This window comes from Mycobacterium scrofulaceum (assembly GCF_002086735.1).
GTDB lineage: Bacteria > Actinomycetota > Actinomycetes > Mycobacteriales > Mycobacteriaceae > Mycobacterium > Mycobacterium scrofulaceum.
This window is the reverse complement of the sequence record NZ_MVIJ01000037.1, coordinates 1-17,967: the sequence shown is the minus strand read 5'-3', so window position 1 is coordinate 17,967 and position 17,967 is coordinate 1. Positions and strand designations below refer to the sequence as shown.

Genomic DNA, 17,967 nt, shown 5'->3' with positions numbered 1-17,967 from the left:
CCGGGCGTGGGAGCCCGCGGTCGTCACAACGCCGGGCGGTGCTGCGAGCCTGATGACGGGCTGCGGCCCAGGGAGGAGTTGGCCAACGATGACTGGGCCGATCAACCTGAACAACGCGTCGCTTTCCAGACTGCCGATCGACGCGCCGAACTACGACCGCGACAAGATGACCGTCGGCATTGCGCATATCGGCGCCGGCCACTTCCACCGGGCGCATCAGGCCGCGTACATCAACCTGCTGCTGCAGCAGGGTCTGGCAAACGACTGGGGCATCTGCGGGGTAGGGGTGATGCCTGCCGATTGGACCATGCGCGACGTCCTCAACGGTCAGGACGGGCTGTACACGCTGATCTTGGAGAATCCCGACGGCAGCCGCGACGCGCAGGTGATCGGCTCGATCGTGGACTACCGATACGCCCCGGACGACCCGGAATCCGCGGTGGAGGCGCTCGCCGCGGCCTCGACCCGGATTATTTCGCTGACCATCACCGAAGGCGGGTATCGCGATCCCGACGGCCCCGCGTTCGCGTTGATCACCGAAGCGCTGGCCAGGCGGCGCGATCGGGGAGTCCCCGCCCCCACAGTGGTCTCCTGCGACAACATCGAGAACAACGGCGAAGTCGCGCGGCGTACGGTCCTCGCCAGTGCCGAACGCATGGACCCCGAGTTGGCTTGCTGGGTGGCGGATCACGTGCGGTTCCCCAGCTCGATGGTCGACCGCATCACTCCGGCAACGACTTTGGAGATGGCCGCCGAAGTGCGGCGCGACTTCGGCGTCAACGACCGGTGGCCGGTGGTGGCCGAGCCGTTCACCGCCTGGGTGATCGAAGACGACTTCGCCGACGGCCGGCCGCCGCTGGAGCGGGCGGGGGTGCTGATGGTCGACGATGTGCGCCCCTACGAGCTGATGAAGCTGCGGCTGCTCAACGCGGGGCACCAGTGCCTGGCCTACTTCGCCCACCTGTGCGGCTTCCAGTTCGTCCACGAGGCGGCGCGCGATCCCCTTTTCGCCGAGTTCTTGCTCTCCTACTTCGACAACGAGGCTATCCCGACGCTGCCGCCGGTGCCAGGAATCGACCTGCATGAATACGGCCGCACGCTGGTCGCCCGGTTCGCCAACCCGGCCGTGCGCGACACCGTAGGGCGGCTCTGCGCCTACTCGTCGGACCGCATTCCGAAGTGGCTGTATCCCGTCATCTGCGCCAACCTGGCCAACGACGGTCCGGTCCAAATGGCGGCCGCTGCCGTGGCGAGCTGGGCCCGCTACGCGGAGGGCACCGACGAATGGGGTAAGCCGTACGAAGTGGTGGATCAGCTCGCGGATTCGCTCATCCCGATTGCCCGTTCGCAGCACCAGAATCCCACCGCGTTCATCGAGATCACCGCGGTATTCTGCGACCTGGCCCACCAGCCCCGGTTTGTCGACGCGTACCGTTGGGCTCTGGATTCGTTGCACCACAAGGGAGCTCGAGCAACGCTGGAGGCTTTGTTGCGATGACCCGCGGGCTGGTTATCGGCGAGTCGCTGATCGACATCGTTGGGGGCACCGAACATGTCGGCGGGAGTCCGCTCAACGTCGCCGTCGGGCTCGGCCGGCTGGGCCGCGACGTCGACTTCCTGACCCACGTCGCCAACGACCCATACGGCCATCGCATCGCCGAATATGTTAAATCAGCTGGCGCACAGCTTGTCCCGGGCAGCACCTCGGCGAGCCGGACGCCGTCCGCGGTAGCGACGCTCACCGCGGACGGTTCGGCGCGCTACGTGTTCGATCTGGACTGGCGGCTGTCCGGCACGCCAGAAGTTCCGCCGCCGCTGTTCGTGCACACCGGGTCCATCGCCGCCGTGCTCGAGCCGGGCTGCCTGGCCGTCGCGGCGTTGATCGACACCTACCGCGCCTCCGCTACCGTGAGCTTCGACCCGAACGTGCGCCCGTCGCTCATTGGCAATCGCGAATCGGCCGTTGCGCGGATCGAGCACCTCGTCAGGCACAGCGACCTCGTCAAGGTCAGCGACGAGGACCTCCGCTGGATCGACCCCGACCACGAACCCGAATCGACCGCTCGGAGCTGGCTGGCGTCCGGACCCGCGATCGTGGTGGTGACGATGGGCGCCCGGGGCGCGCTCGCGTTGTGCTCGGCCGGCGAGGCGCGCGTGGCCGCCCGGCCGGTCCGGGTGGTGGACACCGTCGGCGCCGGCGACGCCTTCACTGTCGCCCTGCTCGACGCGCTCTGGGGAATGCGGTTGCTGGGCGCCGGCCGGCGGGCGGCCCTGCGCAGCATCCCCATCGAGGTCCTTGCGAAGGCGCTCGAGGCGGCCGGCCTGGCATCGGCGCTGACCGTGGGCCGCGCGGGTGCGGATCTTCCCGATCGCGCCGAGCTACGGTCCCAGGCAAACCGGCCGTAACCGCTCGGCAGGCTTCGATGCGGTCACGAGCTGCGGCGCAGCGGCCCGGCGTGCTGTTAGCCGGCGAACAGTATGGGCATACTGACTTACATGCGCTCCATCTGGAAGGGCTCGATCGCGTTCGGGCTGGTCAACGTCCCGGTCAAGGTGTACAGCGCCACCCAGGACCACGACATCAAGTTCCATCAGGTGCACGCCAAGGACAACGGCCGCATCCGTTACCAACGCGTGTGCGAGGTGGACGGCGAGGTCGTCGAATACCGTGACATCGCCCGGGCCTTCGAATCCGACGACGGCCAGATGGTCATCATCACCGACGACGACATCGCCACCTTGCCCGAAGAACGCAGCCGCGAGATCGAGGTGCTGGAGTTCGTTCCCGCCGAAGAGGTCGACCCCATGCTGTTCGACCGTAGCTACTTCTTGGAGCCCGACTCCAAGTCGTCCAAATCCTATGTGTTGCTGGCCAAGACGCTCGCCGAGACCGATCGGATGGCGATCGTCCACTTCACGCTGCGCAACAAGACCCGGCTGGCCGCGTTGCGGGTCAAGGACTTCGGCAAGCGGGACGTGATGATGGTGCACACGCTGCTGTGGCCCGACGAGATCCGCGACCCCGACTTTCCCGTGCTCGACAAGGAAGTCGAGATCAAGCCGGCGGAACTGAAGATGGCCGGCCAGGTGGTGGAGTCGATGGCCGAAGACTTCAATCCCGATCGGTACCACGACACCTACCAGGAGCAGCTGCAGGAGCTCATCGACGCGAAACTCGAAGGCGGCGAAGCCTTTACCACCGAGGAAAAGCCGAAGGAACTCGACGAGACCGAGGACGTCTCGGACCTGCTGGCCAAGCTGGAAGCCAGCGTCAAGGCGCGCTCCGGCGATGGGAAGGCGCCTGCCAAGAAGGCACCGGCCAAGAAAACCGCCGCCAAGAAAACCGCCGCGAAGAAGACCACGGCCAAGAAGGCACCGGCCAAGAAGGCCGCGGCGAAATCCTGACCCTGAGAGCCGGCGCGGGCTACTCAGCGCCGGCGGGCCGCCAGGAACCGCGTCGCCGCCGCGACCAGGTTGATCACGGCCACGATGATGATCAGGCTCAGCGCCGCACCCCAGATGCGCAGGAAACCGGCGTGCTCGGGGTTGGTGAGTTCGGTATAGATCAACAGCGGCAGCGACGCCATGTTGCCGTGGAAGATGTCGGTGTTGATGGATCGGCTGTAGCCGACCAGCACCAGCACCGGAGCGGTTTCGCCGATCACCCGCGCGACCGACAACAGGACGCCGGACACGATGCCCGGCATCGCGATCGGGAACACGATCCGCATGATCGTCTTCCACTTGGTCACGCCGAGCGCGTAGCTGGCCTCGCGCAGATCGTCGGGCACCAACCGCAGCATCTCCTCGGCGGACCGCACCACCACCGGCAGCATCAGCAGGACCAGCGCCAGCGAGACGGCGAACGAGCTCTGCTGGAAACCCAGGGTGGCGATCCAAAGGCTGAAGATGAACAGCGCCGCGACGATGGACGGTACCCCGGCGAGCACGTCGACCATGAACGTCGTGAGCCGCACCAGCCGGCCGGAACCGTACTCCACCAGGAAGACGGCGGTCATCAGGCCCAGCGGCACGGACAGCAGGGCCGCCACCCCCGCCTGCACGACGGTTCCGTAGAGCGCGTGGTAGACGCCACCGGCGAATTGCTCCGGCAAAATCCCGCGCAGCGAGTGGGTCCACCAGGTCGCCCGGGTGACCGCGTACCAGCCCCGCGCCACCACCACCGACAGCACCCAGCCCAGCGGCACCAACGCGATGAGGAACGAGGCGACGAAGAACACGGTCGCCGCGTTGTTCGTCAGCCGGCGACGGATGCTGACGGGCCGGAAAGCCTGGGTCTTGACCGGCCGGTCGAACACGTTGGCGGTCATCCGTTGACCTTCCCGCCGGCGATGGCCCGCGCGAGCGCGTTGACGACGAACGTCAAGACGAACAGCGCGAACCCCGCGGCGATGTAGGCCCCGGTGGGCAACGGTTCACTGAATTCGGCCGCCGCGGAGGCGATCTTCGAGGCGAACGTGTACCCGCCGTCGAACAGCGACCAGTTCCCCGGGCGTGCGGCGGAGCGCAGAATGATCAGCACCGCCACGGTCTCACCGAGCGCGCGGCCCAGCCCCAGCATCGACGCCGCGATGACACCGCTGCGGCCGAACGGCAGCACGGTCATCCGCACCACTTCCCACTTGGTGGCACCCAGCGCTTGCGCCGCTTCCATCTGGATGTGCGGCGTCTGCCGGAACACCTCCCGCGAGACCGACGTGATGATCGGCAGGATCATCGCCGAGAGCACGATGCCCGCCGTGAAGATGGTGCCGCCCCCGGCCAGCGACACGTTGCCCTGTTTGAACAGGAAGAACCAGCCCAGGTTGCGATTGAGGAACGCCGCGACCGGCTCGATGTTGGGCGCCAGCACGAAGATGCCCCACAGCCCGAAGATGATCGACGGGACCGCGGCCAGCAGGTCGACGATCGCCCCGAATGGCCGAGCCAGCCGCTTGGGCGCGTACTGGGTGAGGAACACCGCGATCCCGACCGCGACCGGCACCGCGAGCACCAGCGCGGTGAGCGAACTCAGCACCGTGACCATCAGCAGGTCACGGATGCCGAACGCCAGCTTCCCCGCGTCAGTGGTGCTGAACTGGGCGCTGGTGAAGAAGTTCGCGTGGTTGACCCGCAACGACGGAACGGCACGAATCAGCAGGAACACCGCGATCAGCAGGATCGCGACCACGATCGTCGAACCGGCAGCGGCAGCCAGCAGTTTGAACAACTGGTCACCCCGCCGGGCCGAAGGCGCACCCAGCGCCTTCAGCTCGGGCTTTTTCGGGGTCGACGGGCTGGCTACCGCTCGGGTCACGACCACCTCAAATCACGTGATGGCGTTGATCGAAGCCGACAGTCTCGACTTGAACGAATCCGGGATGGGAATGTACCCATTGTCGGCCAGGCCATTTTGCCCCGCACCGATCGTACTTTGCAGGAACGCCTTCACGGCCGTACCGACCTGGGGATCGGGGTACTTCGAGCAAACGATCTCGTACGTCGCCAGCACGATCGGGTAGGAACCGGGCTGGGTCGGCTTGTAGAAGGAGAGCGTGTCGAGCACCAGGTCGTTGCCCTGGCCGCTGATCTTGGCCCCGGAAATCGTTTTGCCGACCGAGTCCGAGCTGATCGCCACGGCATCCGGACCGGCCGACGTGATGACCTTGGCCATGTTCAGCTTCTGCGCCTGCGCGAACGACCATTCGTTGTAGGTGATGGAGCCCTCGGTCGCCTTGATCGCCGCCGACGTGCCGTCGTTGCCCTTGGCGCCCTCGCCCACGCCGCCCTTGAACGTCTTCCCGGCGCCCTTGCCCCACGCGCCGTTGGAGGCGGCGTCGAGATACTTCTGGAAGTTGTCCGTGGTGCCGGATTCGTCGTTGCGGAACACCACGTGGATCGGCTCGGCGGGCAGCGTCACGCCCGGGTTCACCGCCGCGATGGCCGGGTCGTTCCAGGTCGTGATCGCGCCGTTGAAGATCTTGGCCGCCGTGGGACCGTCGAGGCTCAGCGAGCTCAGCCCCTTGACGTTGTAGGTGATCGCGATCGGACCGAACACCACCGGCAGGTTCCAGGCGGGCGAACCGCAGCGCTGCTGTGCCGCGGCGTATTCCTTCGGGACGAGCGGCGAGTCCGAGCCACCGAAATCGGTTTGGTTGCCGTTGAATTCGCTGATGCCCGCGCCCGAGCCATTCGCGGTGTAATTCAACGTCTGGCCGGGGCAGGCCTGTTCGAATGCGTTGACGAAGCGCGTCATCGCGTTGGCCTGGGCGGTCGACCCGCTGGCCTTCAACGTCTTCTTCCCGCCACACGCCACGCTGCCCGACGACGAACCGCTGGTCGCGCCGCTTCCGCCAGTGGCGTTGTTGTCACTTCCGCATCCCGACAACGCCAGCGCACCAGCGGTCACGACGCTCAGCGCGGCTCCGAATCGGTTGAGTTTCAAGTCACTTCCTAACGGTAGGGATGAAACATGATTGCCGACGTTCTCCTAGCCGCTCTCCGGCGACCAGCGTCTCTCGCAGCACGGAAGCTAACAGCACGAAGGTTAACGTTGGGCAAATTGCCGTCGGCCGATCATCGCTGGCCAAGGCGGCGTGGGCCGGGGTCGCAGAGGGGGCGAGAAGGCTCACGAAATGGCGTCGACCGCCGCCAACAGCCGGGACTTGAACGACGCCGGGACGGGAATGTAGCCGTTGTCCGCCAGGCCGTTTTGCCCCGGGCCGACGGTGCTCCGCAGGAAGGCCTTCACGGCCGCGGCGACCTGTGGATCCGGGTACTGCGAGCAGACGATCTCATACGTCGCCAGCACGATCGGGTAGGAACCGGGCTTCGTCGGCTTGTAGAAGGAGAAGGTGTCGACAACCAAGTCGTTGCCCTCCTCGCTGAAGGTGGCGCCGGCGATCGTTCGACCGACGGAGTCGGCGCTGATCGCCACCGCGTCCGGGCCGGCCGAGGTGATGATCTTGGCCATGCTGAGCTTCTGCGCCTGGGCGAAGGACCACTCGTTGTAGGTGATCGACCCCTCGGTGGCCTTGACCGCCGCCGAGGTGCCGTCGTTGCCCTTGGCCCCCTCGCCCACACCGCCGTTGAAGGTCTTCCCGATGCCCTTCTCCCAGACGCCGTCGGCGGCGGAGTCCAGGTATTTCTGGAAATTGTCCGTCGTCCCGGACTGGTCGTTGCGGAAGATCACCCGAATCGGCTCGGCGGGAAACACGACGCCGGGGTTCAGCGCCTGAATCGCCGGGTCGTTCCACTGCCTGACGGCGCCCATGAATATCTTCGCTGCCGTCGGGCCGTCCAAATTGAGCGACGTGACGCCCGCGACGTGATAGGTAATGGCGATCGGGCCGAACACGACCGGCAAATTCCAGGCCGGCGAACCGCAGCGCTGCCGCGCCGCAAAGTATTCGATGGGCGCCAGCGGCGAATCCGATCCGGCGAAATCTGTCTGATTTCCGGTGAATTCGGCGATCCCCGCACCGGAACCATTCGGCGTGTAGTTCAGCGTCTGGCCGGGGCAGGCCTGCTCGAAGACCTTGATGAAGCGGGTCATCGCGTTGGCCTGGGCGGTCGATCCGCTGGACTTCAGCGCCTTCTTGCCGCCACAACTCACCTTGACCGGTGACCCGTCCGAGCCGCCCCCTTCGCCCGCCCCGTTGTCGTTGGACCCGCACCCCGCCACCACCAGGGCAACAACGGTCATGGCACTGAGTGCTGCGCCAAATCGGTTCAGCCTCAACGGGAATCCCACTGGGGTAGGTCAAACATCATCGTCACCATTCAATAGCCGCTGCACGCCGACCAAACGGTCAGCACTAAGGCTAGCGCCGGGTAAATGTTCTCGCAGTGGACGCAAGACGCGGCAAGGTCGTCGGGCCCCGAATTGGGCGCGGGCCGTTGTACGGGTCCCGCCATATGCAAAAGTAGAACCTGTTCCAGAAATGCCGCATCCGAGACGGCAGAGCTTGCTACCGTGTCGGCTGACAACTTGGGCGAGGAGAGGCCGCAATGATCCTGGACAGATTTCGTCTCGACGACAAAGTCGCCGTCATCACCGGTGCCGGTCGCGGCCTCGGGGCGGCCATCGCGCTGGCTTTCGCCGAGGCGGGCGCCGACGTGCTCATCGCCTCGCGCACCGAATCACAACTAGAAGGCGTCGCCGAACAGGTCCGCGCCGCCGGTCGGCGGGCGCACATCGTCGCCGCCGACCTGGCCCACCCGGAGGCGACCGCCCAACTCGCCGGCCAGGCCGTCGAGGCGTTCGGGAAACTAGACATCGTCGTCAACAACGTCGGCGGGACCATGCCCAACACGCTGCTGACCACCTCGACCAAGGACCTCAAAGACGCGTTCACGTTCAACGTCGCCACCGCCCACGCGCTGACCGTGGCGGCGGTGCCCCTCATGCTGGAGCACTCCGGGGGCGGCAGCGTCATCAACATCACCTCCACCATGGGCCGGCTGGCCGGCCGCGGCTTCGCCGCCTATGGCACCGCCAAGGCCGCGCTGTCGCACTACACCCGGCTGACCGCCCTCGACCTGTGCCCGCGCGTCCGCGTCAACGCGATCGCGCCGGGCTCGATCTTGACCTCCGCGCTCGACGTGGTGGCCTCCAACGACGAGTTGCGCGCGCCGATGGAGAAGGCCACCCCCATGCGCCGCCTCGGTGACCCCGTCGACATCGCCGCCGCCGCAGTCTATTTGGCGTCCCCGGCGGGCAGCTTCCTGACCGGGAAGACGCTGGAGGTCGACGGCGGCCTCACCTACCCCAACCTCGACATCCCCGTCCCGGACCTGTGAACCCTTGACGCGTGAGCAGACGCAAACTCGCCTGCGCACCCCGCAGTTCATGCGATTTTGCGTCTGCTCACGGTCGTGAACCAACCCCTGAGGAGCCCGTCATGGCAATACCCGTCGTCCAGTTGGGCACCGGCAACGTCGGTATCCACGCGTTGCGCGCGCTCATCACCAACCCCGAGTTCGAGCTCAGGGGCGTCTGGGTGTCGTCGGACGCCAAGGCCGGCAAGGACGCCGCCGAGCTTGCCGGACTCCCCGATTCGACCGGCGTGCTCGCCAGCACCGACCTGGACGCCGTCCTGGCGACCGGCCCGCAATGCGCCGTCTACAACGCGCTGGCCGACAACCGGTTGCCTGAGGCGCTGGAGGACTACCGGCGCGTCCTGGCCGCCGGGATCAACGTCGTGGGCAGCGGCCCGGTGTTCCTGCAATACCCGTGGGAGGTGATCCCCGAAGAGCTGATCAAGCCCATCGAAGACGCCGCGCGCGAAGGCAATTCGAGCGTCTACGTCAACGGGATCGACCCCGGCTTCGCCAACGACCTGCTGCCGCTGGCGCTGGCCGGCACCTGTCAGAACATCCAGCAGATCCGCTGCATGGAGATCGTCGACTACGCCACCTACGACAGCGCCGCGGTCATGTTCGACGTGATGGGGTTCGGCAAGCCGCTCGACGAGATCCCGATGCTCCTGCAGCCCGGCGTGCTCAGCCTGGCCTGGGGCTCGGTGGTTCGGCAGCTCGCGGCCGGCCTGGGCGTCTCGCTCGACTCGGTGGCGCAGGAATACGTGCGGGTGCCCGCGCCCGAGGACTTCGACATCGCGTCGGGACACATCCCGAAGGGCAGCGCGGCGGCGCTGCGGTTCGAGGTGTTCGGCCTCGTCAACGGCGACCCCGTCGTGGTCCTCGAACACGTCACCCGGCTGCGTGAGGACCTGTGCCCCGAGTGGCCGCAGCCCGCGCAACACGGCGGGTCCTACCGCATCGAGGTCACCGGCGAACCGTCCTACGCCATGGACGTCTGCCTGAGCAGCCGCAAGGGCGACCACAACCACGCCGGGCTGGTCGCCACCGCGATGCGGGTGGTCAACGCGATCCCCGCGGTGGTGGCCGCCCCGCCGGGAATCGTGACGACGCTGGACCTCCCCCTGATCACAGGGAAGGGCCTCTACCTGCCCGGGTGACCGGCCCACGGCAGAGACGTGTGTGCCCGAATGGCGGGTGGCCTTTGGGTCGGCCCGTAGTCTTCGGATACCCTCACTTTCTTATTCGGCCAAGAGAATCGAGGGGCGGCGCGTTGACGCAGAGCAGGCAGGACTCGCTCAAAAGCAGCTGGTATCTGCTGGGTCCCGCCTTCGTCGCCGCGATCGCCTATGTCGATCCGGGCAACGTCGCCGCCAACGTCAGCTCCGGCGCCCAGTTCGGCTACCTGCTGCTGTGGGTGATCGTGGTGGCCAATGCGCTGGCCGGGCTGGTGCAATACCTGTCGGCCAAGCTCGGCCTGGTGACCGGGCGCTCGTTGCCCGCCGCCATCGGCAAGCGGATGGGCCGTCCGGTCCGGCTGGTCTACTGGGTCCAGGCCGAACTGGTGGCGATCGCGACCGACATGGCCGAAATCGTCGGTGGCGCAATCGCCTTGCGCATCCTGTTCGGCTTGCCGCTGCTGCTCGGCGGGATCATCACCGGACTGGTGTCCTTGTTGCTCCTGGCGATCCAGGACCGCCGCGGGCAGATCATCTTCGAGCGCGTCATCACCGGGTTGCTGCTCGTCATCGCGGTCGGCTTCGCGGCGAGCTTCTTCGTGAAGACGCCGCCGCCCGGTGACGTGCTCGGCGGGCTGGTGCCGCGGTTCCGGGGCACCGAAAGCGTGCTGCTCGCCGCCGCCATCCTGGGCGCGACCGTGATGCCGCACGCCGTGTACATGCATTCCGGGCTGGTCCTCGACCGGCACGGGCATCCCGCCGAGGGCTCACAGCGGCGCCTGCTGCTGCGGGTCACCCGGCTCGACGTCGTGCTGGCGATGGCCGTCGCGGGGACGGTGAACGCGGCGATGCTGCTGGTCGCCGCGATCAACCTGCAGCACCGCAACATCAACGCGTCCATCGACGGCGCCTACGCCGCGATCCACAACACGCTCGGGCCGACCATCGCGGTGCTGTTCGCGGTGGGATTGCTGGCGTCCGGGCTGGCGTCGTCGTCGGTGGGCGCCTACGCCGGCGCCATGATCATGCAGGGGCTGTTGCACCGTAGGATTCCGATGCTGCTGCGCCGATTGATCACCGTGTGCCCCGCCCTGGTCATCCTCGCCGTCGGGTTCGACCCCACGCGGGCGCTGGTGCTCTCCCAGGTGGTGCTGTCCTTCGGGATTCCGTTCGCGGTCCTCCCGCTGGTGAAGCTGACCAGCGACCGGGAACTGATGGGCGGCGACGCCAACCATCCCGTCACGGCGATTATGGGTTGGGCCGTCGGCGTAATGATTAGTCTGCTTAACGTGGTGCTCATCTGGCTGACGGTGACCGGCTAAATGGGGGCCCTGCGGCATACCTACTTCGCATACGGGTCGAACCTGTGCGTCAGGCAGATGGCGCAGCGATGCCCCGACGCCACCGATCCGCGGCCGGCGGTCCTGTCCGATCACGACTGGCTGATCAACCAGCGCGGCGTGGCCACGGTCGAACCGTGTGCCGGTAATCAGGTGCACGGTGTGGTCTGGCAGATCTCCGATGGCGACCTGGCGACGCTCGACAGCGCCGAGGGTGTGCCGGTGCGTTACCGGCGCGACCGGCTGACCGTGCATACCGACGACGGGCCGTCGCCGGCGTGGGTCTACATCGACCATCGGGTGACGCCGGGTCCGCCCCGGCCGGGCTACCTGCCCAAGATCATCGACGGCGCGGTGCAACACGGGTTGCCGCAACGCTGGATCGACTTCCTGCGGCGCTGGGATCCCTCGCGCTGGCCGCGCCGGGCGTCGGCGTCCGGGCCCGCGCCGCAGTCGCTTTCGGCGTTATTGGCCGAGCCGGGCGTCTTCGAGGTCAGCCAATTGCGTTCGCGTTTCGGGTTTCTCGCCATCCACGGCGGCGGGCTGGAAGAGATGACCGACGTGATCGCCGAACGCGCCGCCGACGCCGCCGGTGCGTCGGTGTACGTGCTGCGTCATCCCGACCGCTATCCCCACCACCTTCCGTCGGCACTGTTCGACCCGGCCGAGTCGCCGCGGCTCGCCGAATTCCTGGACCACGTCGACGTTGCGGTGTCACTGCACGGCTACGGCCGCATCGGGCGCAGCACGCAACTGCTGGCCGGCGGCCGCAACCGCGCGCTGGCGGCGCACCTGGCCCGCCACATCAACTTGGCCGGCTATCAGGTGATCACCGACCTCGCGGACATCCCACCGGAATTGCGGGGCCTGCACCCGGGCAACCCGGTGAACCGGGTGCGCGACGGCGGCACCCAGCTGGAGCTGTCCCCCCGCGTGCGTGGCATCAGCCCGCGTAGCCCGTTGCCCGGCGACGACGGTCTGTCGCCGATCACTGGCGCCCTGGTGCGGGGGTTGGCGGAAGCGGCGCGTTGTTGGTAATTGTCCTCATCTGTTGAACGGAGTTGTTGGTGGCCAAGGATTTTCGTTTCGGGCTGAGCATGCGCTTCATCAAGTCCCGCGCCGCGCTGGAAGAGAAGGCGAAGCGGGCCGAGGACGTCGGGTTCGACGTCCTGTGCGTGCCCGACCACCTGGGCGCGGCGGCACCCTTTCCGACGCTGACCGCGGTGGCGATGGTCACCACCAAGCTTCGCCTGAGCATGTACGTGCTCAACTCGGCGTTCTACAAGCCGGCCCTGCTCAGTCGGGATATGGAAGCCCTCGATCTGCTCAGTGACAACCGGCTGGAGATCGGGCTCGGCACCGGCTACGTCCGCGAAGAATTCGAGGCCGCGGAAATCCCCTACCCCAGCGCGGGCGCCCGGGTCGACTACCTCGAACACATGACGAAGTACTTGAAGGAGCACCATCCGTCGACGCCACTGATCATCGCCGGCAATGGTGACCGGGTGCTGACCATCGCGGCCCGCAACGCCGACATCATCGGTTTGACCGGCTCCAAGGTGCGCGACGTCGAGGACCCCTTCGCCGAACGCGTCGAGTTCGTCCGCAACGCCGCCGGAGATCGGTTCGACTCACTCGAGCTGAACCTGGCGATCACGGCGATGCCGCGGGACGGAGAGACCGAGCCCGACCTCAAGCTGACCCGCAGCTACGCGCCGGGGCTCTCCGACGAGGAGATTCTGTCCATGCCATCGGTGCTCAGCGGTTCCCCCCGCGAGATCGCCGAGACGCTGTCCGGATATCGCGAAAAGTACGGCGTGTCGTCTTTCACCGTGCAGGACAACAACATCGACAACTTCTCGAAGGTGATCGCCGAACTGCGCTGAACGGCGGACCTGGGGGCGTTGGTCCCCACCGCAGTGGCCTTCCGGCCCTTCGCTGCGCCGGCCGGTCGCGGCACACTGAGGGGATGACTCCGAGGGGCCGCGGTGGTGGTCGCGGTCGGCCGCTGGCGCAACGGCTGGCCTCGTTGCCCGATGGCCTCAGACCGTTCGATGATCGCGTCGACGCCGGCCGACAGCTGGCCAAGAGCCTGGAATTCCTGCGCGGTCAGGACGTTTTGGTACTGGGCCTCCCGCGCGGCGGCGTCCCGGTGGCCTTCGAGGTTGCCAAGGCGCTGCAGGCACCGCTCGATGTGTTGGTGGTGCGCAAGCTCGGGGTCCCGTTTCAGCCCGAACTGGCCTTCGGCGCGATCGGCGAGGGCGGGGTGCGGGTGATCAACGACGCCGTGGTGCGTGAGGCCGACCTATCTTCGGACGACATTGCCGCGGTCGAGGCCAAGCAGCGAGTTGAGTTGGCTCGTCGCTCGGAAATGTTCCGCAGCGGGCACGAGCGGATCCCGTCGGCGGGACGGACCGCGGTGATCGTCGACGACGGCGTCGCGACCGGCGCGACGGCCAGAGCCGCCTGCCAGGTGGCCCGCGCCCAGGGCGCGAGCAGGGTGGTGTTGGCCGTTCCGATCGGCGGACGCGATGTGTTCGCGAGGTTCGCCGGGTACGCCGACGAGGTGGTCTGCCTGCGCACGCCCGAATTCTTCTTCGCCGTCGGCCAGGGCTATCGCAACTTTGCCCAGACTTCTGACGACGAGGTGGTCAGGCTGCTCGATCGCGCCCGCGATGGATCCCGCGCGGCGGTCGACGATGCCGCCGCGGCCGATCCCCCCATACGCGACGAAGAAGTCAGCGTCAGCGCCGGTTCGGTCTCGGTGGCCGGCCATCTGACCATCCCCGAGCACCCCGTTGGTGTGGTGCTGTTCGCGCACGGCAGCGGGAGCAGTCGGCACAGCCCCCGCAACCGCTATGTGGCCGACGTGCTGAACGGCGCGGGCCTGGCCACGCTGCTGTTCGACCTCCTCACCCCGGCGGAGGAACGGAATCGCGCCAACGTGTTCGACATCGAGCTCTTGGCGCGTCGGCTGGTCGACGTCACCATCTGGCTGGGCGGCCAGCCGGACACCGCCGCGCTGCCGGTCGGCTACTTCGGCGCCAGCACGGGCGCCGGCGCGGCCCTGGTCGCCGCCACCGACCCGCGCGTCGACGTCGCGGCCGTGGTGTCCCGGGGTGGACGGCCGGATCTGGCGGGTCCGTTCTTGGCCAGGGTGCACGCGCCGACACTGCTGATCGTCGGCGGCAACGACGAAATGGTGCTGGAGCTGAATCGGCAAGCGCGCGATGCAATCCCCGCCAAGTGCGAACTCACCGTCGTGCCCGGCGCCACCCATCTGTTCGAAGAACCCGGGACGCTCGAGCGGGTCGCGGTGCTCGCCCGCGACTGGTTCGTCGACCATTTGAGCCCGGCGGCCCTCCCCGCGAATCCGTGAAGCGGAGGCTTCAACGCGGAGGCCCGCACGCATGTCCACTCGGCTAGCTCGGCGGCGCGTGCTCCCCGGGGCGTGGGCATTCATCCGGCACGTGGATGAGTACCGTATCGTCCTCGGCTGTCGCGGCCTGGCCGCGGCGATGCGCAGTCAGGTAGAGCCATCCCGGACCGATGGGTTGTTTGCACCGGGCGCATTGTGGGTCTGCGGCCATGGCGTCCTCCCTTCCCGGAGTCACGAATTCGGTCGTCATTCTCCGCGCCCTGGCGACTCGCGGATCGGGATTCGAGGAGATCGATTGCCGCGTGGTCTGTTTCGGCACGCTGCTGGACGGGCGGGCCGAGGCGCATGCCCTCTTTCGTCGGGTCAGCGGTGAGCTTGACCAGCGGCATGACGGACCCAAGACATGACTTTCGACCCTCCCCAACCGCGGGCCGGCCGCACAGACTGCACAGCATGACCACATCTGACGACACCGCCCAAACCTGGCGCGACGTGGCCGACCAGCTCACTACTGCGCAGATCGCTCAACTCGAGCGCATCGAACACGACGAACCGCAAACGCTGCTGGACATGGCGCGACAGTGGGCGGCCAAGAACATGTCCGCCGGGATGCCGTCCGGCGCTGTCGCGCCACCCGACGGCGCGGTTCGCACCTTCGACTGGCAGCTCGACAGGAACTGGTTTCGCGACTTCGAGGGCACGAGTCGGCGAGGCGGGCGGGCGCGCGTTCAAATCTACGGTCGACAACAGGTCGACGGCTCGACGCGGCGGTGGATCGCCGTGCATGCGCGCCACCTCGATGCGTTGGACGGGATCGCCGCCCGCGAACTCGCCGCGGCGTTGTCCGACGCGGCCGACGAGATCGAGCGGCTCCACTGAGGACGTTGTGCCAGAACAGGGATCGAGCGACATGGCGGGAAAATCGTGAGCTCTCACTATGAGACCGGCCCCGCAGCGGGCGAATACAGCGTCGAGGACGACAACCAGCTTCAGCCGGAGGACACCCTGCTGGATCGCGGTGTGGACGACGTGCTCGACGAGGGGTATTCGCCACCGGAGCGGCCCTACGGGCGAGGCGCCTTCGGCCCGAGCGAGAACCTGGATCAGCTCCTCGCGGAGGAAGAGCCCGACCCGGCAGCGCGCACCGACGTCCCGCTCGACCAAGCCGAGCAGCAACGCTCCGATGCATCCGAGCGCGAGTCCGAATTCCCCCAGCGGCGCGAGGTGGGCCGCGCCCGAGCCGGCCGCCTGGTCGCGCCGGACGAGGGATTCGGCGGGGACTACGAGGCCGAATTGGTCGCTTCGGACGTCGGGCTCGACGGGGGCGCAGCGTCCGCCGAGGAGGCCGCCATGCATGTCATCGAGGACGAAGACTGAGAGAACTTGCGAGTGCGACGGCCCTGACCACCACTCGAGGACCCGCTAGACTCACATCCGCCGGATTGGGACCGCCGGCTCGACCGCCGGCCGAGCGCCCGAAACGGCACCAGGACGCTAGTCGCACCTTCACGGATGCCTTCACGGATGCGGACCGCGGGTGAGTCAGGTGTTCGCAGATGGCCCGCCCTCGTAGCTCAGGGGATAGAGCACGGCTCTCCTAAAGCCGGTGTCGCAGGTTCGAATCCTGCCGGGGGCACAGGTCAACCATGGTATCTAGCCCACCTATCAAACATGTCCATCGTTTATTCGTCGTTAATGGTGATGGTCGCCCGGCTGACCATGGTCGCTCGCACGGCCAATCTCAGAAATCGGGCGCTAGGGCCCCAGGGGCCTCTACGCGGTTGGCGCCGGTGGTGTCTTACGAAGGACGCCGCTGCGGCGGCTGCCGTAATAGGCGAGTTCATTTTCCGGGCGTGAGTCTTCGTCGATTTCACTGTAAATCGCTGCCAATGCCGCGCCGATGTCGGTGCCCTGTTGAATTTTGTTGGAACGATCGAGAAGCGTTTGGGCTCTTGCCTTGATGTCAGGGCTTAGGGTCTTGTCCCTTAAAACACGTTTCGCCGCTTTGATCGCATCCTCTGGGCTACCGAGCGACGTTAGCGTTTCGCTAGGGCCTTCGCTCCTAACGAGCTCGTTGTAGATTCTCTCCGCCCCTTCGGAGAACCAATGCTTGATTATGCTGCTGAGCTGAGGATCTTCGAGCTGGTCGGCCTTTTCACTTAGCCCGGCCAGAAGGGTCTTCCGCTGGTTCCAGTCCAGGAGCTTCCCCCGGGCTGAATCGACAATCCAGATGAATCGCTGCCATACGTCGTCTAGGCGGTCGTCTAGCCATTTGTCTTTGGCCCCCTTCAAAACCCCGCTCAGCGCGATGCGAGCGGTGATGATGGTCGCGGCGGCGGCCCCGATCGCGGCGAGGATGGTCGCCGCGGGTTCCACCAGCCATTTCAGCGAAGGTTCATGAGATGGTCCGAGCTTGTCTAGGGCGGCGTCTGGAATGGCGACGCTGACGGTATGACCGGGTTCCACAGTCTGACTGTGGTCAACAGTCTTGGGGTCAATATCAGTACCGAAATGAATATCGTGACCGGGTTTAACCGCCTGACTGGGTTGAACGGCGGTGGGCTTATCGACTTCGACAGCGATCGTCTGACTGGTCCGCGAGGTGACGGCCGGTGGGTATCTCATGGTGGAAGGTGTGCTGGTCTGCGAGGCGATGAGGGTCGAGAGGCCCGCGATCGCGATGGCAGCGGTGGCGAAGACGCCCACGACGAACAGTGCCCATCGGTAGCCGGACAACGGCACTTGCAACATGTGCGTACCATCCCTCCGATCGGAGAGGTTAACTCATCGGTGTGTATCACCTCGGCTGATAGGTGACATTTGTCTTCGGCTGATGCGTGACATTTGTCTTCGGGTGATGCGTGACAGTGTTTCGGCTGATCCTTTACAGCGGTTTCGGTTGATCCTTGGCACTCCCTGGATGAGGGAGTGAGCGTGGCCGAGCAGAGGTATCAGGCCGTGATCGCGGTCATCAGTGAGGGGTGGCCGAAAAGTGGGGGTGTCGCGTCAGCGCCGCACTCGTGGTTGCCCGCTATGAGGCCTCGCGTTGGACTGGCGAGCTTCCCACTAGCACCTTGAGGGGGCGCGGATTGGCTGCAGTGGCCGCGAATTCGCCTCGACGTCCTCCCTGAAACATTTCGGAGCAGTAACTCCCCGAAGCGAATTGGCCAGCCGAGATTTGTCGTACCCGGCTGCGATGATGGGGTCATGTCCTCGATCGCATCGTGTGCCGCGGCGGTGAGCCCTGCGG

At 66.7% G+C, this 17,967-nt stretch carries 16 protein-coding genes and 1 tRNA gene; 12 read left to right on the top strand and 5 right to left on the bottom strand.

The genetic code is table 11. The features are described from left to right. Window positions 1-88 precede the first annotated feature (88 nt). The 3 genes from BST44_RS20900 (at window position 89) to ku (ending at window position 3,405) form a co-directional block, all read left to right on the top strand. A complete protein-coding gene (locus tag BST44_RS20900) occupies window positions 89-1,498 on the top strand; it encodes a mannitol dehydrogenase family protein (protein ID WP_083179004.1) in 1,410 nt (469 codons plus the stop codon). After that, complete coding sequence (locus BST44_RS20895; RefSeq protein ID WP_083179003.1) at window positions 1,495-2,406, top strand: carbohydrate kinase family protein; 912 nt, start codon at window positions 1,495-1,497, stop codon at window positions 2,404-2,406. Before BST44_RS20900 ends, BST44_RS20895 begins: the two co-directional genes overlap by 4 nt. Window positions 2,407-2,496: 90 nt before the next feature. Beyond that, on the top strand, window positions 2,497-3,405 hold the full coding sequence (gene ku / locus BST44_RS20890; protein ID WP_083179002.1) for a non-homologous end joining protein Ku: 909 nt from the start codon (window positions 2,497-2,499) through the stop codon (window positions 3,403-3,405). 23 nt (window positions 3,406-3,428) lie between these two features. On the opposite strand, the gene pstA is transcribed toward ku, so the two are convergent. The 4 genes from pstA to pstS (BST44_RS20870) all read right to left on the bottom strand — a co-directional run bounded on the left by pstA (window position 3,429) and on the right by pstS (BST44_RS20870) (window position 7,741). Next, window positions 3,429-4,331, bottom strand: coding sequence for a phosphate ABC transporter permease PstA (pstA, locus tag BST44_RS20885; protein ID WP_083179001.1), 903 nt, complete (start codon window positions 4,329-4,331; stop codon window positions 3,429-3,431). After that, entirely contained in the window at window positions 4,328-5,272 is a 945-nt protein-coding gene (gene pstC / locus BST44_RS20880; protein ID WP_142274616.1) for a phosphate ABC transporter permease subunit PstC, read from the bottom strand. The genes pstA and pstC overlap by 4 nt, the downstream gene beginning before the upstream one ends. A 57-nt stretch (window positions 5,273-5,329) precedes the next feature. Then, a complete protein-coding gene (pstS, locus tag BST44_RS20875; protein WP_083178999.1) occupies window positions 5,330-6,445 on the bottom strand; it encodes a phosphate ABC transporter substrate-binding protein PstS in 1,116 nt (371 codons plus the stop codon). A 183-nt stretch (window positions 6,446-6,628) separates the two neighbouring features. Next, window positions 6,629-7,741, bottom strand: coding sequence for a phosphate ABC transporter substrate-binding protein PstS (pstS, locus tag BST44_RS20870; RefSeq protein WP_083179032.1), 1,113 nt, complete (start codon window positions 7,739-7,741; stop codon window positions 6,629-6,631). 269 nt (window positions 7,742-8,010) lie between these two features. On the opposite strand from pstS (BST44_RS20870), the gene BST44_RS20865 reads away from it, so the two are divergent. From BST44_RS20865 to BST44_RS20820, 9 genes are all read left to right on the top strand, one after another. Then, window positions 8,011-8,802 (top strand): SDR family oxidoreductase, encoded by a 792-nt coding sequence (locus BST44_RS20865; RefSeq protein ID WP_083178998.1) that lies wholly within the window; start codon window positions 8,011-8,013, stop codon window positions 8,800-8,802. Between the two features lie 101 nt (window positions 8,803-8,903). Continuing rightward, on the top strand, window positions 8,904-9,980 hold the full coding sequence (locus BST44_RS20860) for an NAD(P)H-dependent amine dehydrogenase family protein (RefSeq protein ID WP_083178997.1): 1,077 nt from the start codon (window positions 8,904-8,906) through the stop codon (window positions 9,978-9,980). Window positions 9,981-10,063: 83 nt separating this feature from the next. After that, window positions 10,064-11,320: an Nramp family divalent metal transporter gene (locus BST44_RS20855; protein WP_208619856.1), complete on the top strand. Its 1,257-nt coding sequence runs from the start codon at window positions 10,064-10,066 to the stop codon at window positions 11,318-11,320. After that, on the top strand, window positions 11,321-12,376 hold the full coding sequence (locus BST44_RS20850; RefSeq protein WP_083178995.1) for a poly-gamma-glutamate hydrolase family protein: 1,056 nt from the start codon (window positions 11,321-11,323) through the stop codon (window positions 12,374-12,376). It begins immediately after the preceding gene. 23 nt (window positions 12,377-12,399) lie between these two features. Continuing rightward, window positions 12,400-13,224, top strand: coding sequence for an LLM class F420-dependent oxidoreductase (locus tag BST44_RS20845; RefSeq protein WP_083178994.1), 825 nt, complete (start codon window positions 12,400-12,402; stop codon window positions 13,222-13,224). 83 nt (window positions 13,225-13,307) lie between these two features. Beyond that, complete coding sequence (locus tag BST44_RS20840) at window positions 13,308-14,717, top strand: phosphoribosyltransferase family protein (RefSeq protein ID WP_208619854.1); 1,410 nt, start codon at window positions 13,308-13,310, stop codon at window positions 14,715-14,717. A 453-nt stretch (window positions 14,718-15,170) separates the two neighbouring features. Further along, window positions 15,171-15,596, top strand: a complete 426-nt coding sequence (locus BST44_RS20830) for a hypothetical protein (protein WP_083178992.1) — start codon at window positions 15,171-15,173, stop codon at window positions 15,594-15,596. A gap of 45 nt (window positions 15,597-15,641) precedes the next feature. After that, the gene (locus BST44_RS20825; RefSeq protein WP_083178991.1) at window positions 15,642-16,094 is read left to right on the top strand and encodes a DUF5709 domain-containing protein; all 453 of its coding nucleotides are present in this window, start codon (window positions 15,642-15,644) and stop codon (window positions 16,092-16,094) included. Window positions 16,095-16,280: 186 nt separating this feature from the next. Next, a tRNA-Arg gene (locus BST44_RS20820) sits at window positions 16,281-16,353 on the top strand. Window positions 16,354-16,490: 137 nt separating this feature from the next. On the opposite strand, the gene BST44_RS20815 is transcribed toward BST44_RS20820, so the two are convergent. Next, entirely contained in the window at window positions 16,491-17,468 is a 978-nt protein-coding gene (locus BST44_RS20815; RefSeq protein ID WP_083178990.1) for a hypothetical protein, read from the bottom strand. Between the last annotated feature and the right edge of the window lie 499 nt (window positions 17,469-17,967).